This is a genomic window from Microbulbifer sp. (assembly GCF_051659245.1).
In the GTDB taxonomy this organism is placed as follows: Bacteria; Pseudomonadota; Gammaproteobacteria; order Pseudomonadales; family Cellvibrionaceae; genus Microbulbifer.
Window position 1 is genome coordinate 1 of the sequence record NZ_JBOFOC010000034.1, and the last position, 14,326, is coordinate 14,326.

10 protein-coding genes and 1 pseudogene are annotated in these 14,326 nt (G+C 63.3%); 2 read left to right on the forward strand and 9 right to left on the reverse strand.

Annotated features, from left to right (window positions below):
- A pseudogene (locus tag ACRC0P_RS03605) lies at positions 1–596 on the forward strand (IS5 family transposase); the annotation flags it as partial.
- Between the two features lie 152 nt (positions 597–748).
- On the opposite strand, the gene ACRC0P_RS03610 reads toward ACRC0P_RS03605, so the two are convergent.
- The 9 genes from ACRC0P_RS03610 to glnA all read right to left on the reverse strand — a co-directional run bounded on the left by ACRC0P_RS03610 (position 749) and on the right by glnA (position 12,422).
- A complete protein-coding gene (locus ACRC0P_RS03610; protein ID WP_438628423.1) occupies positions 749–2,326 on the reverse strand; it encodes a S8 family serine peptidase in 1,578 nt (525 codons plus the stop codon).
- Positions 2,327–2,397: 71 nt separating this feature from the next.
- Positions 2,398–2,994, reverse strand: coding sequence for a hypothetical protein (locus ACRC0P_RS03615; protein WP_438628424.1), 597 nt, complete (start codon positions 2,992–2,994; stop codon positions 2,398–2,400).
- On the reverse strand, positions 2,991–3,554 hold the full coding sequence (locus ACRC0P_RS03620) for an RNA polymerase sigma factor (RefSeq protein WP_438628425.1): 564 nt from the start codon (positions 3,552–3,554) through the stop codon (positions 2,991–2,993). Before ACRC0P_RS03620 ends, ACRC0P_RS03615 begins: the two co-directional genes overlap by 4 nt.
- A 13-nt stretch (positions 3,555–3,567) precedes the next feature.
- Positions 3,568–4,785, reverse strand: a complete 1,218-nt coding sequence (locus ACRC0P_RS03625) for a hypothetical protein (RefSeq protein ID WP_438628426.1) — start codon at positions 4,783–4,785, stop codon at positions 3,568–3,570.
- On the reverse strand, positions 4,782–6,842 hold the full coding sequence (locus tag ACRC0P_RS03630) for a hypothetical protein (RefSeq protein WP_438628427.1): 2,061 nt from the start codon (positions 6,840–6,842) through the stop codon (positions 4,782–4,784). Before ACRC0P_RS03630 ends, ACRC0P_RS03625 begins: the two co-directional genes overlap by 4 nt.
- 656 nt (positions 6,843–7,498) lie before the next feature.
- On the reverse strand, positions 7,499–8,917 hold the full coding sequence (gene glnG, locus ACRC0P_RS03635) for a nitrogen regulation protein NR(I) (RefSeq protein ID WP_438628428.1): 1,419 nt from the start codon (positions 8,915–8,917) through the stop codon (positions 7,499–7,501).
- Position 8,918: 1 nt separating this feature from the next.
- A complete protein-coding gene (glnL, locus tag ACRC0P_RS03640; RefSeq protein ID WP_438628429.1) occupies positions 8,919–9,986 on the reverse strand; it encodes a nitrogen regulation protein NR(II) in 1,068 nt (355 codons plus the stop codon).
- A gap of 257 nt (positions 9,987–10,243) precedes the next feature.
- Positions 10,244–10,894, reverse strand: a complete 651-nt coding sequence (locus ACRC0P_RS03645; protein ID WP_438628430.1) for a DUF4124 domain-containing protein — start codon at positions 10,892–10,894, stop codon at positions 10,244–10,246.
- Between the two features lie 121 nt (positions 10,895–11,015).
- Complete coding sequence (gene glnA, locus ACRC0P_RS03650) at positions 11,016–12,422, reverse strand: glutamate--ammonia ligase (RefSeq protein ID WP_438628431.1); 1,407 nt, start codon at positions 12,420–12,422, stop codon at positions 11,016–11,018.
- Between the two features lie 300 nt (positions 12,423–12,722).
- Between glnA and thiI the strand changes: the two genes are divergently transcribed.
- Positions 12,723–14,192, forward strand: a complete 1,470-nt coding sequence (gene thiI, locus ACRC0P_RS03655) for a tRNA uracil 4-sulfurtransferase ThiI (RefSeq protein WP_438628432.1) — start codon at positions 12,723–12,725, stop codon at positions 14,190–14,192.
- Positions 14,193–14,326 lie beyond the last annotated feature (134 nt).

Consider the following 14,326-nt stretch of genomic DNA (forward strand, 5'->3'; position numbering starts at 1 on the left):
TTTCCCAAGTGGCAAACGGTGTACTCGTATTTTGCCAAATGGAACGCGCCTGATGCGCAAGGGGTGAGCCTGCTGGAGCGGGCACTCAAAAAATCAGGTTGGCGTGGCCCGTACGAAACAGGGGCGCAACGCTTGCAGCTCGTTCTTGATCGTGGACGCGCAGAGCGTCAAGAACACCGATAGCGCCGAGCAGAAAGGCTACGATGCGGGCAAGAAGGTTCGGGAATCAAGCGCCACATTGCCGTCGACACTCAAGGCTTGCCGCATGCGGTAGCGGTGACGACAGCGAATGTGACAGATCGGAAGGAGGCCTTTGAGCGATGTCAGCCAGGGTTGGGTCAAGTCCAGAGTGTCTTGGTTGATAGCGCCTACACTGGCAAGCCGTTTGCCCAGACTGTGCATGAGAGGCTGGGCGCGACGGTGCAAGTCGCCAAGCGCAGCGAGCTACATACCTTTGCGGTGATTCCCAAGCGCTGGGTGGTGGAACGCCCATTTGCTTGGTTGGAAAAGTGCCGGAGGCTGTGGAAGAACTGCTCAACACCAGCTTGCAGTTCATCCACTTGGCATTCCTGGCCCTACTGCTACGAAGATCGTAAACAGGCTCTAAGAGAATCACCCCGCCGCTCCTACAGGGGTGAGCAGTTACAATAATTTGAGGAGCAAAAATCTGTCAGGCGATTGGGGTACGGCGACACCCTACGCCCGAAGAGAGGTTTTCAATTATTTGAGGCTGCCCTTTGTACACTGACTAGCGACACCCTCCCGCCACTTGCACCAACCCCCAACCAAAACGGTCGTCGCGCCCCTCGGGGCCCAGATCTTTCACCGTCCCGGTCAGGTCCACACCCCGGTGATCCGCCAACAACAGCGCGGCGGTCACAAAAGGCGCGGCGAAGGATGTCCCGGTGTGGTAGCGGCCCGGAGCCTCGCCGTCGGCCGCCCAGATATCCACACCCGGCGCCGCCAGGTCGATGTAATCGCCCCGGTTGGCGTCCGGGTACAGTCGCTCCACGGCATCCACCGCAGTGACCGCGATCACTCCCGGCTGCGCCGCGGGAAACACCGGCGGTGCATCCGGCCCACGATTGCCGGCCGCCGCCACCAACCGGATGTCGCGCTCGAGCAGTCGCTCCAGTGTCAGTTCAAACACCCGGTTGTGCTCCCCGCCCAGACTCAGGTTAATGGCCTGCACGTCCCGCCCGGCCAGCCAATCCAGGGCGGCCAGCAGGGTATCCGTGGTGGTGTCGGTGGTCTCGCCCCGCTGGCGGAAGACTTCCGCCGCGAACAACCGGCTGCCCGGCAGCAGGCCCGGCGCCGGCGAGCCCGGCTCGCCGATCAACAGACTGGCCACCGCGGTCCCGTGTACCGGAGAAGCCGCTTCGCCGCGCACAAAGTTGCGTCGCACCAGCGCCGCATTAACCAGCGCCGGATGCTTGTCCGCCACCGGGGCATCCAACATGCCGATGCGGAAGTCGCGATGGCAGGAGCCGATGGGGTCGGGCCAGGCAATCAAGCGATAGGCGTATCGCCGCCGGGCATTGAGCGCCTGATAGCGCTGGTTGGTGTCCAGGTTCAGGTCCGGCAACTCCGTTTGCAGGCGGGCCATCAGGGCGGGCGCGCTGTCTCCCGGGGGCAGGCGAAAGACGCTGAGCACCAACCCCAGATTGCCAAGGCGCTGCCGGGACTTCACTCGCAGCTGATAAGCCTGAAGCTGGCGGGCCGCCGATTGCGCTTCGGCCATATCGGCGCTCACCAGTAATATTTCACCCGGTTCATAATCCTGCGCATCCTTGTCGGGTTCCGGGTCGGCGGCTGCGATTTGCCGCGGTGGCGGTACCGGCGGGGGCGGCGGGGGTGAACGCTCCAGCAGGCTGCCGCCCCGCCGAATCGGCGGGCGGCTCGGCGCGGAGGCAGCGGATTTCGGTTCGACCTCTTCCGGCGTTTTCGTTTCGGCGGCATCCGCTGCGCTCGACTCAACGGTGGGCTCGGGTTTGGATTCGGGTTCGCGCTCCGGCTCGGGTTTGGGGTCGTGTTGGGGTTCGCGTTCAGGCTCAGGTTCGGGCTTGGCTGGGGGTTTGCGCTTGGGCTCGGGCTTCTGATCGGCAACCGCTTCAGGCCGCGGTTCCGCCTCGCCCGGTTGAACCGGAGTGGAGTCCAGCTTTTCTTCTCGCTCGCGCGTCGGCCGGCGCGGCTGTTCAGTTCCGGCGTCCGCTGGTTCGGTCCCGGTTTCCCGCGAGCTGACCGCCGACTCCGCCCTTTCACGCTCCGCGAGGTCCACATCCCGGCGCGTCTCAGTGGCCGGATCGTCCTCCGCCGCTTGCGCCATGGGGAGACCCGACCAAATCGACAACAGCGAGATCGACAGGAGTAAAATGCTCCGCCTGCCAGCCCCCGGCATCACGGCGCAATCACCTCTTCCACAAACTCAGACGCCTGCAGGGTCTCCACCGCCGCCTCGGTCGAGACGTCTTCCGGTAATCCCAACCGAAAGACGCCCAGGGCGCTGGGCCCGGCGACGATGCTGCCGTTCACACTCAGCACGGCCGCCTGAATATCCGCCGCGGTCGCCTCGGGAGCGAAGACGATTTGCAGCTGCGGTCCCGCCGCTACGCCCTCTCCTGACGCCGGGCCCACATCGACCGCTGTACCTCCCTCCCAGGGCGTCGGCCCCAACAGCAGTGCCGCCTGGACCGCCACCATGAAGCAGGCCGCAATCGCCACAGGTTTCCAGAAATTTTTACGGGGCGGGGCCTCGAAGGTTTCTTTCCGTCCCTCTTCCCGCTCCTCGCGCATCGCTTTTTGTAAACGGGCCAGGCCGAGTTCTCCCGGCGGTGTTGCCGGCTCGTCCTGCACCGTCTGCCGGAGCGCCTGTAAAAATTCAGCTTCCCGGGCCAGGGCCGGGTCCTCGGCCATTTTTTTTTCGAGCTCCCCGCGTTCCGCTTCCGGCAATCTGCCGTTGGCCCACAGATTCAGTTGCTCATCAATTTTGTTCATGGCGACCTCATGGCTCTGGCCAGTTGTTTCTTCAACAGGTTTTTGGCGTGATACACCCGGGATTTCACCGTGCCTTCGGGAATTTGCAGAATACTGGCAATTTCCGCGTAATCCAGCTCTTCAAAAAACACCAGGTGCAGGATCTCCCGGTGGGGTGGCGACAGGGTTTGCATACAGGCGCGCAATACCTGGCCGTCCTTCACCGCAGCCAGTACCTGTTCCAGATCCGCTGCCGGCGTATCGTCGGTCAGGTTATCGTCCAGGTCCGTAAACTCGCGCGCGCCCTGCTTGCGCCAGTGGGTCATCACTTTATTGTGCGCAATTCCGAGCATCCAGGTGGTGACTTTGGCGCGCCCGGCGAACCGGGCCGCCGAGCGCCAGACCTCGAGCATCACTTCATTCAATAGGTCGGCGGCGGTGAACGAATCGTTCAACCTGGACAACAGATAACGGTAAACACGCGCTTCGTGCCGGCGATAAAACGCGGTCATCGCCTCCGTATCGCCGACCGCCATGGTACGTAACAACTGTTCATCGCTATCCTGTATTGAATATTCCATAGATTGGCCCGGCTTACTCCTCGGTGCGAATCGACTGAATCGGACTGGCGGCCACAATGGCTCCCTCGGCATTCACCGCGCTCACTCGCCAGTAATAAATTCGCCCGGGCAGCAACCGGTGTAACACGGTGGGAGATAACCGGGTGCGGTCCGTATTTCCCTGCAGCAGAATGCCCGTAGTGGGTGTTGCGGTCATTTCCGCCGGGACGGTGCCGGGTTCGGACGATGTGGCCGACTCCGCTGCCGACGGGGGCTGGTCGTACAGTTCCAATTGATAGGCCCGTGTACCGGCGGCCGGCCGCCAGCGAAATTCCGTCGCGGCGTCGAGGGCCGTTCCCGCCCGCGGACTGTTCACGGGCAACACCGGCACAAACGCTGGCGCCGTCGGCTTGCCACTCACCTGGTAGCGCAATTCGATACTGTCACTCTCGAGTGAAGGCTGGAGCAGGCGTAAGCGCAGCAAATACAGCCCCGCTTCGTCGGTCGGTAACACGGGGCTTTGCAGGGAAGCCTCCTGACCGCCCCCCAGATACTGGCGCACCGTATCCAGCCGGCGGAATACCGGTTGGCCGCGGGTGGTCGCCGGAGTCGCCACCTCCCACACCGCCTCCAGCAACCCGGCGCGGTCGTAGCGGATGGCGGCCAACGCCCGCAGCCGCGCGCCGCGCCCCACCGACGCCACGGCGGCACCGTCGTCAAACCGCAGTGCCACCCGCCGGACGATCAGGCCACTGGCGGTCACGGCCTGTCCTTCGCGCAGGGAGCGCGCCGCATTGGGCAATGAAGCGGACAGCCGAATGGTTTGCACACCGGTGACCGACATACCGTTGATGCTGAACTGGCGGACGTATAACAGCTGGCTGGCGCCCAGAGCGGCTGCGCGCTGACTCACCTCCGCGGGAACCGTCAGGGTTTCGTTGAGGGTGAAACTCACTAACCGGCCGTCCGCCGACCCGGCCAGCCGGCCCATCAGGGGGCGACGCACAACCCCCAGGCGCTCTCCCGAAGCCGTCTCGTCGAGGGTAAAAAAGCCCACATCGGAGGCAATGTCGCCGGCGAAATAAGTCCTGCCCCGCCAGACAATGGGCTGGGTGCTTTCCACCCCCACCGTGACCGGGCGGGGCGCCGGGCAGGGCTGCATGGAGGAGCAGAGTTCCAGTTCCTGGGCGGATGCGGGGAGGGCGCACCCGACCGCAAGAATGAAGACAATGGCAAGACGACAGATTCTCATGGCCGCACCCCCGGATACGCCACCGGCAGACTGGAGCGCAGTTCAATAAATGCCTGATAACCATCGACCGGTGAATCGATCGGTGAACTGCCCGCAAACAAGCGATCCCGGTAGTCGTTGCGAGTGACGGATACAATCAGCTCCAGACCCGAACTCAGGGGGGCTGGCTGCCGAATCCGCCAGTTCAGCTGGGCGCTGATATAAGTGGTTTCGTCCCACTGGGCGAAGAAAGGGTCGTCTCTCGCACTGGTCTGGTTCAGACCCATATTGAGACCGCCCGTTAACCGTTCGGGGATAAATTCCGCCTTCGCATCCACAGAGTAAATATGCCGATCGGTACTGACGCCCTGATCGGGATAGGTGGTGTGCTGCAGTTCCCAGCCGACAAAGAGACTGTACCGGCCACTCGGATACCAGCCCGCATCCAGCCGGGTTGCCTGGGTGCGGGTCTCCGGTTGCCAGCCGGTGGCATCCTCCAGGCTGTCGTAATGGTAACCCGCCGACCACTGCAGCTGCTCCCGGGTAAAGGCCGCCGTCAGCGCGTAGCGCCTGGTCTCCAGGTCGTTCGCCAGATAGCCCTGCGGTGTGTACCGGTCCCGCAACCTGGCGCCCTCCACCGACAGGGTGTAACTCGGCTGCCCCAAAGCCGCAAGCAGCGACCACTCGGGGAGATCGTAATCCATATAGCGGGTATTGAGGTGCCATTGCCGGGTTCTGGATATGGCGTAGTCGGCGTGCTCGGAGAGGTTGTTGTCCTCTACGGCGTAGCCACCATCCCAGGTCCATTTATCCCTGGTGATATCGAAGAAAACCCGCTCCATTTGCTTGTCGGCGGGCGCGTACCGGTTGGCCAGGCTTCTGTACCAGGTGCCCAGTTTTTTTGATTCCAGCCCGAGGCGCCAGTCGAGTTCGCCTCCCGGCGCGGGGTTCAATACCAGCAGCGCGGACCAGGCGTTGTCCCGCTCGGATTCAAAGCCGCTGTCGACACCGTCAAAGTCATACTCACTGCCGGCTTTCTCCAACCGCACACGCAGTTGCCGCTGAAAGAACTGGCCATCCATGATCAGGTTCCAGGCATCACCTTCGTGCACCACCGGGTCGGTGTCCGGGGCATCCTGCGGGTAGGGACTGGGGTAGAGACTGCCGTAGTCCGGCTCGCCGACTCGACCGGACAGGCGCCCTCCCGCCACCATAAGTTGCGCGCCGTCCCCACGCAGGGGCCAGAACTCCAGGCGACCGCCGCTCAGGCGATTGTCGGCATCATCAGTGCCCAACCCGGCATCCACGCCCACCCGCTGCTGGCTGCCGGCCCGATACAGTGACAGAGTGCCGTCCCACAGGGGCAGCCGGGCACCGGTGGACAGGCCGCGCCGCTCGAAGCCATCCTGGATCAAGCTTGCGGAGGCCAACTGCTGGTCACCGAGGGCCAGCCGATAGCGGCCGTACTCACCGCGCAGGTTGAAACGTGCCAGGTCCACTTCCCGCCCGGCAATGGCCAGATCCTTATTGTTCACCGCGATCAAGTCCAGGCTGCTATCCAGCCGCCAGTTGTCGCCACTCAGGCCGGACTCCAGATTGCCGCCCCCTTGAAGGTCGCTCCCCCCGCCCCGGTCGCGCTCGGTGACACGCTGACTGAACGCAAGATTCAACTGGCCGTTGGCCTGAAGCTCCCGAAGACGGGCCGAGTGGCGAACCTCAAAGGTCCAGTAACCCAGTTCCTGAACGCGGCCGCGCTCGCCGTAAAACATCACCCTCAATTCATGGGCGCCGGGGGTAAGCGGCCTCACCGGCACGTAAACCAGCTCCGCCCCGCGCCACTGGACCAGTGCCGAAACGTCCATGCCATCCAGTTCCAGGCTCAGCTGGCCAGGGCCATCCGCTCCCATATCGTCGGGCAGGGAAAGGCGCAGTCTTTCACGGGGCCGATAAAAATCGTCGACCTCCGGAGCGCTCAGCTGCGCTTCCGGCTGCGCCAGTGCCACAGGCACAGACAGTGCCGGCCAACTGCTGATCAGCAGCGGCAACGCCAGTGTTTTCGGTAGTCGGAATGCGGACACAACCATCCAGCGGTCACCCTGCAAGAACCTCTGTCACCGGTAGGTCGCAACCCGCTCGGCGTCGGTTCAATGTTTTTATAAAATTTTCTGCAAAGGGGGTATGCGCAGTGCAGCTAGTTCCGCGATGGTGATCTTGCTGGTTATCATCTTCGCGGACCAGGAATGAAACTTATTCACGACTTGTGCTGAACCACCTCAAACTGAGGCGCGCGTCGCTTGTTATCTGTAATTTTCGACTCTACGACTGCTTTCCATCTGCCGACAGCCACCCAAACGACGCCATTCTACAATATTTCGAGCTTCAATAGCTGGATTGATGCCGTTCCCGTGGTCGCGAATCCGCCACTGAATAATGTTATTGGGATACGGCGAATCGTTTTGCTGTTCGCCTATTTCCTGTTGTTTTCGTCTCTTGGGACTGGGTGGGAATATCGTAGCGGCGGGCGAGACCGGGCAGGCTGTCCAGCGGACAGCCAGTGCCAATCCTTTGCACATGGTCACCTCGACTTGCTATGGAATTGGTCGCCGATAAATTAACCGGCTTTGCGTAAATCGAGTCCAATTTCACAGCCACCGGAGGAAGATCCATGGAAACGGTGCGATGCCTCCCCTACCAGTGCCGACTGTCAATATCGGACGCGAGACATGCGCAATAATTAACCACTCTCCTCCTCTCCGTTCATTCCCAGCTCCTTCAGCTTCCGCGTCAGGGTATTTCGCCCCCAACCCAACAGCTCCGCCGCATCCCTTTTCCGCCCCGCGGTATGCTTGAGGGCAATTTCGATCAGCGCCTTTTCGAATGCCGGCACCGCCTCGCTGAGAATTTCCCGGCGGCCGGTGGCCAGGGCGCGGTCGGCCCAGAGGCGCAGGGCTTTTTGCCAGTCCTGCGGTGTCTCGCCGGCGGCTGGCTGCTGGTGCAGTTCCTGGGGCAGATCCTCGACGTGCACTTCGCGGCCGGAGGCCATCACGGTGATCCAGCGGCAGGTGTTTTCCAGCTGGCGTACGTTGCCGGGCCAGTCCAGCCCGGCGAGGTATTCCTCGGTCTCGCGGGTGAGAATTTTCGGCTCCACCCCCAGGTCCTTGGCGGCACTGTTGAAGAAAAAGCGCACCAGGCGCGGGATATCCTCGCGGCGGTCGGCCAGGCGCGGGATATGGATACGGATGACGTTGAGGCGGTGGAACAGGTCCTCGCGGAATTTGTGTTCTTCCACCAGCCTTTCCAGGTCCTGGTGCGTGGCGGCGATAATGCGCACGTCCACTTTTACCGGGGTGTGGCCGCCGACGCGATAGAATTCGCCGTCCGCCAGTACCCGCAGAAGGCGGGTCTGGGTCTCCGCGGGCATATCGCCGATCTCGTCCAGGAACAGGGTGCCGCCGTCCGCCTGCTCGAAGCGCCCGGTGCGCTGGGCGCTGGCACCGGTGAAAGCGCCCTTTTCGTGGCCGAACAGTTCGGATTCCATCAGATCCCGGGGAATCGCGGCCATGTTCAGGGCGATGAACGGACGGCTTTTGCGCGGGCTGTGGTTGTGCAGCGCCTGGGCCACCAGTTCCTTGCCGGTGCCGGATTCGCCGTTGATCAGCACGGTGATATTGGAGTGGGACAGGCGGCCGATCGCGCGGAACACCTCCTGCATGGCCGGCGCCTCGCCGATAATTTCCTTGCTGCCGTTGCCGCTCTCCAGCGCCACCTGCCCGGCACCCTGCTGTTCGCTGGAGTGGGCCAGGGCGCGGCGGGTTACCGCCAACGCTTCGTCCACGTCGAAGGGCTTGGGCAGGTACTCAAAGGCCCCGCCCTGGTAGGCGGCCACGGCGCTGTCCAGGTCCGAGTGGGCGGTCATGATGATGATCGGCAGCGCGGGCCGCTCCGCCTGGAAGCGCTGCAATAGTTTGAAACCGTCCGCGCCGGGCATGCGGATATCGCTGATCACCACGTCCGGCGAGTCGCTGTAGAAGTCATCCAGGGCGCGGTCGCCGTTCTCAAAGCACTTGGTTTCAATACCAGCGCGGCTCAGGGCGCGCTCCAGTACCCAGCGGATCGACCGGTCGTCGTCGATAATCCAAACGCGATTGCTCATTTCAGTTCCCGATATCCAAAGGCAAATAGATTTGAAAGACGCTCTGCCCGGGGCGGCTGTCGCATTTGATCAGCCCCCGGTGCTGATTGATGATGTTCTGCGAAATGGACAACCCCAGCCCGGAGCCCTCGGCGCGCCCGGAGATCATCGGGTAGAAAATCCGCTCGCGGATTTCCTCGGCGATGCCCGGGCCGTTGTCCTCGATCTCGATGCGGCACACCAGCGGGCAGTGGCGCCGACCGATGGTGAACTGGCGCTGGATGCGGGTGCACAGCACGATTTCCCCGGCCGCGAGGCCGATGCTCTCATCGATGGCCTGCATGGCGTTGCGGGCGATATTCAGCAGCGCCTGGATCAGCTGTTCACTGTCCGCGGGGATCTCCGGGATCGAGGGGTCGTAGTCGCGGCGGATATCCAGGGTGCCGTCGCACTCGGCGTCGATCAGTTGCGCCACCCGCTCGAGAATTTCGTGCACGTTGACCGGCTTCAGCTGCGCCGGCTTGCGCGGGCCCAGCAGGCGGTCGACCAGATTCCGCAGGCGGTCCGCCTCGTCGATGATGATCTGCGTGTACTCGGCCAGCTCCCGGTCCGGCAGTTCGCGCTGCAGCAGCTGCGCGGCGCCGCGGATACCGCCGAGGGGGTTCTTCACCTCGTGGGCGAGGCCGCGCACCAGGTTGCGGGTGGTCTCCTGGGCTGAGATCAGCGCGTCCTCCCGGGCGATGCGCAACAGGCGGTCCATGGACTGCACTTCCATCAGCAGCAGGCCCAGCTCGGGCACCGGGCTCACCGAGTAGTCCACCGTGCACTGCTCCAGGTTGTGCAAGCGCCAGCTGGCGCGGCGAACCGTGTATTTCTGGCCGCTGGCCAGGGCCTCGCGCATGGCCCGCTGGGAGGCGGCGGACTCGCGCACTATTTCTTCCAGCGGCAGCCCGCTGACCCGCGCGCTGGAGGCGGCGAGCAGGTCCTCGGCGGCGGAGTTGAGATAGCAGAGCAACAGGCTGCCATCCAGCACCACCACCGCAGAAGTCAGGTTGTCCAACAGCTGGCGCAATTGGCGATCGTTGAGCATGTAAAAAACTTTCCCGTCTCCACTGTCTACGACAGTGCAAAAAGCAAACCAAAATGGCGCAGGGGGGCAAAGGCTGGGCCAGAGCGAATCTGCACGCAGGCGATTGCACCATTATTGTGCATTGATTAAAAAATAGCCAGAGCTGGCGCTACAGAAGAGGGCGGAGAGGAAGGGGTGGGAGCCCCTTTTGCGCCCTGTAGGAGCGGCGGGGCGGCCATCCGCCCATGACCGCCCCGCCGCTCCTACAGATAAAAAGGTCAGGGGGCGGGAGCGGGCTGGGCTCTGGGGGCCTGCGGCGCCTGGGGCGCGGGGTTGGCGGGCACGTCCACGCTGGGGCGTTTGACGTAGAGGGTGATGGTCTGCGACTGGGCCAGCGGGTTGCCGCTGAGGTCGGTGAGCACTGCCTGGATCTGATGGGTACCCCGCTCCAGGGCGGAAAGGTCCAGGCTGGTGCCGGAGGAGCTGCCCACCCAAGGCCGGCCGTCCACCACCGCGAAGAACCGGTAACCGTCCCGCGGCACCGGGTTCACCGCCACTTCCAGCACGATAAAGCGCTGCCCGGGGGTGATGGTGGTGCCGCTCTGCGGGCTGACGATGGTGAAATTGAACGACCCCTGGTCGTCCTGCCGGTCGCGGTCCCTGGGCGACAGCTTGCGCGTCGGCAGTGGACGGGGCGCGACAATGGGCTGCACGTTGGTGGGGCCCACCTCCACCTTTTCCGACTTGTTGCCCGCCGGGGGGGTGTCGCTGAAGATCACCTGGCCGTCGGGGCCGACGGTTTTGTAGATGGTGTTGCCGGGGGTGGGATCGTCAGTGCCGTCGTCGCCGGCGAGCGCCAGTAGCGGGGTGACCAGAAGTAGTGCCAGGAACAGGGAAAATTTTTTCATAGCGATATCGATCGCGGCCATGGGCCGCTCCTACAAGGGTTGCCCCGGGAGTCCCGATATAAAGAAGGCTAGTTTACCTCGAAAAAAAAAGCCCGCGCCTGGGCGGCGCGGGCTTTTTTTCGGCAGTGTGATGCCTTCGAGCTTATACGGAGTAGTACAGCTCGAACTCGACCGGGTGAGTGGTCATCTGCAGGCGCTCCACCTCTTCACGCTTCAACGCGATGTAGGCGTCGATGGCGTCGTCGGAGAAGACTCCACCCTCGGTGAGGAAGGCGCGGTCTTCGTCCAGGGCATTCAGGGCCATTTCCAGGCTGGAGGCCACGGTGGGGAACTCGGCCACTTCTTCCGGCGGCAGGTCGTACAGATCCTTGTCCGCCGGGTCGCCGGGGTGGATCTTGTTCTTGATGCCGTCGAGACCCGCCATCAGCATGGCCGCGAAGGCCAGGTAGGGGTTGGCGGTGGGGTCCGGGAAGCGCGCTTCGATGCGCTTGCCTTTCGGGCTGGGCACATACGGAATGCGGATGGACGCGGAGCGGTTGCGCGCGGAGTAGGCCAGGATCACCGGCGCCTCGAAGCCCGGTACCAGGCGCTTGTAGGAGTTGGTGGAGGCGTTGGTGAAGGCGTTCAGCGAACGGGCGTGCTTGATGATACCGCCGATGTAGTACAGGGCGGTCTCGGACAGGCCCGCGTAGGCGTCGCCGGCGAACTGGTTGACGCCGTCCTTGCTGAAGGACTGGTGTACGTGCATGCCGGAACCGTTGTCGCCTACCAGCGGCTTGGGCATGAAAGTGGCGGTCTTGCCGTAGGCGTGGGCCACGTTGTGCACCGCGTACTTGAGGACCTGTACCTCGTCCGCCTTCTTGGTCAGGGTGTTGGCGGCCACGCCGATCTCACACTGGCCGGCAGTGCCCACTTCGTGGTGGTGCACTTCCACTCTCAGGCCCATCTGCTCCATGGCGGAACACATGGCGGCGCGCACGTCGTGCAGGGAGTCCACCGGCGGAACCGGGAAGTAGCCGCCCTTCACGCCGGGACGGTGGCCGATGTTGCCCTCGGGGTAGATCTGGCCGGAAGACCAGGCGGCCTCCTCGGAGTTGATCTTGTAGAAGGCACCGCCCATTTCCGCACCCCAGGTGATGTCGTCGAACACGAAGAACTCGGGCTCCGGTCCGAACAGCGCGGTGTCGCCCAGGCCGGTGGACTTCAGGTATTCCTCGGCGCGCAGCGCGATGGAGCGCGGATCGCGCTCGTAGCCCTGGCCGGTGGACGGCTCGACGATGTTGCAGCGCACGATCACGGTGCTCTCGTCGGTGAAGGGGTCGAGGAAAGCGGTCTCGTCGTCCGGCATCAGGATCATGTCGGATTCGTTGATGCCCTTCCAGCCGGCGATGGAGGAGCCGTCGAACATCTTGCCTTCTTCGAAGAACTCGCCGTCAATTTCCGACGTCGGAATGGATACGTGTTGTTCTTTCCCCTTGGAATCGGTGAAGCGCAGGTCTACCCATTTCGCCTCACTCTCTTGAATCAAACCGAGCGTTTTCGCTGACATTACAGTCCTCCAGGTCTTGAAAAGTTATTTGTCGCTATAGCCCTTCTTGTGGCATCAAGGGAAGCAAAGAGTGTGCCAAATTGGGGCAATGGCGCCGCAGCTGACACCGCCACGGCCGCGGCCGTACGCGCGGGACCAACCAGAGCAGAATAGATGCAAAGCGTCCGGGCGGCCAGCGAGTTGCGCCCCAAACTGGCGCACAGCTGCCGCATTATGCACATTTATGGTGCAACCCATCGAAAGCCCACCTGGTTTATAATGCCCGGCTTTCATCCAATTGCGGTACCCGACCGGATCTCCATGCACTTCGTCGTCAAGTTCTTCCCCGAAATCACCATCAAAAGCAACCCGGTGCGCAAGCGCATGTCGCGCCAGCTCAGGGACAACCTGCAGCGCCAGCTGAAACCGTTGGACGACCGCATCCGCGTGCGCCAGGACTGGGAAAAGATCGATGTGATCGCCCCGGACGCGGTGGCCCACCTGTCCGGCCGCATCCAGGAGGTGTTGGCCCATACCCCCGGGATCGCCAACTTCTCCAGCGTGCGCCAGTTCCCCCTGGGCGACCTGCACGACATCTATGAAAAGACCCTGTCGGTGTGGGGCGACAAGCTGGCCGGTAAGACCTTCTGCGTGCGCGCCAAGCGCACCGGCAACCACGACTTCAAGTCCCTGGATGTGGAGCAGTACGTGGGCGGCGGCCTGAACCAGCACACCGGCGCCGCCGGAGTAAAGCTGAAGGACCCGGATATCACCGTGAAGCTGGAGATCCGCCACGACAAACTCAATGTGGTGGAGGCCCAGACCCCGGGGCTCGGCGGCTTCCCCCTGGGGACCCAGGACCCGGTGCTGTCCCTGGTGTCCGGCGGCTTCGACTCCACCGTAGCCAGCTACCTGACCATCAAGCGCGGCATCCGCACCCACTTCCTGTTTTTCAACCTGGGCGGGCGCCAGCACGAGCTGGGCGTGAAGGAGGTGGCCTTCTACCTGTGGAACAAGTACGGCACCTCCCACCGGGTGCGCTTTATCACCGTGCCCTTCGACGAGGTGGTGGCGGAGATCCTGGAGAGGGTGGACGACTCCTATATGGGGGTGATCCTCAAGCGCATGATGCTGCGCGCCGCCAGCACCGTTGCCGAAGAGCTGGAAGTGGACGCGCTGGTCACCGGCGAGGCTATCGCCCAGGTCTCCAGCCAGACCCTGAGGAACCTCTCGGTGATCGACAGCGTTACCGACACCCTGGTGCTGCGCCCGCTGATCGCCAGCGACAAGAACGACATTATCCGCACCGCGCGGGAGATCGGCACCGAGGAGTTCGCGGCGAATATGCCCGAATACTGCGGGGTCATCTCGGTGAAACCCACCACCCGCGCGAAAAGGGACAAAGTGGAAAAAGAAGAGGGCCGCTTCGACTTCTCCATCCTCGACCGCGCCGTCGCCAGCCGCACGGTACAGAACATCGACCGGGTGATGGAGGACCTGCAAGGTGAGACCCCGGCGGTGGAGATTGCCACCGAGCCCGGCGACGCGGTGGTGATCGATATCCGCCACCCCACCGAGGAGGAGATGGACCCGCTGGAACTGCCCGGCACCCGGGTGGAGACCATTCCCTTCTACCGCCTGAGCAGCGCCTTCGGGAACCTGGACCGGGACCGCCACTACCTCCTCTACTGCGCCCGCGGGGTGATGAGCCAGCTGCACGCGGCGCATTTGATGGACGAGGGTTATCGCAATGTGGGGGTTTTCCGGCCAGAGAAAACACAACGCGACTGATGCAAATGCGGGGTTTCGAAAATTTACCTTGCAAGGTAACTACTCACTCATAGGGAACCTGCATTGGCTTAAGGAAACCACCCTGTAGGAGCGGGCCAGGCCCGCGATCGGGGCCTGTTCGCGGGCATGGCCCG

What these genes read in the sequence shown, in the direction of transcription:
- ACRC0P_RS03610 (WP_438628423.1), bottom strand. Translation starts at nt 2,326, where the DNA reads ATGGCGCAAGCGGCGGAGGACGATCCGGCCACTGAGACGCGCCGGGAT.
- ACRC0P_RS03615 (WP_438628424.1), bottom strand. Translation starts at nt 2,994, where the DNA reads ATGAACAAAATTGATGAGCAACTGAATCTGTGGGCCAACGGCAGATTG.
- ACRC0P_RS03620 (WP_438628425.1), bottom strand. Translation starts at nt 3,554, where the DNA reads ATGGAATATTCAATACAGGATAGCGATGAACAGTTGTTACGTACCATG.
- ACRC0P_RS03625 (WP_438628426.1), bottom strand. Translation starts at nt 4,785, where the DNA reads ATGAGAATCTGTCGTCTTGCCATTGTCTTCATTCTTGCGGTCGGGTGC.
- glnG (WP_438628428.1), bottom strand. Translation starts at nt 8,917, where the DNA reads ATGAGCAATCGCGTTTGGATTATCGACGACGACCGGTCGATCCGCTGG.
- glnL (WP_438628429.1), bottom strand. Translation starts at nt 9,986, where the DNA reads ATGCTCAACGATCGCCAATTGCGCCAGCTGTTGGACAACCTGACTTCT.
- ACRC0P_RS03645 (WP_438628430.1), bottom strand. Translation starts at nt 10,894, where the DNA reads ATGGCCGCGATCGATATCGCTATGAAAAAATTTTCCCTGTTCCTGGCA.
- glnA (WP_438628431.1), bottom strand. Translation starts at nt 12,422, where the DNA reads ATGTCAGCGAAAACGCTCGGTTTGATTCAAGAGAGTGAGGCGAAATGG.
- thiI (WP_438628432.1), top strand. Translation starts at nt 12,723, where the DNA reads ATGCACTTCGTCGTCAAGTTCTTCCCCGAAATCACCATCAAAAGCAAC.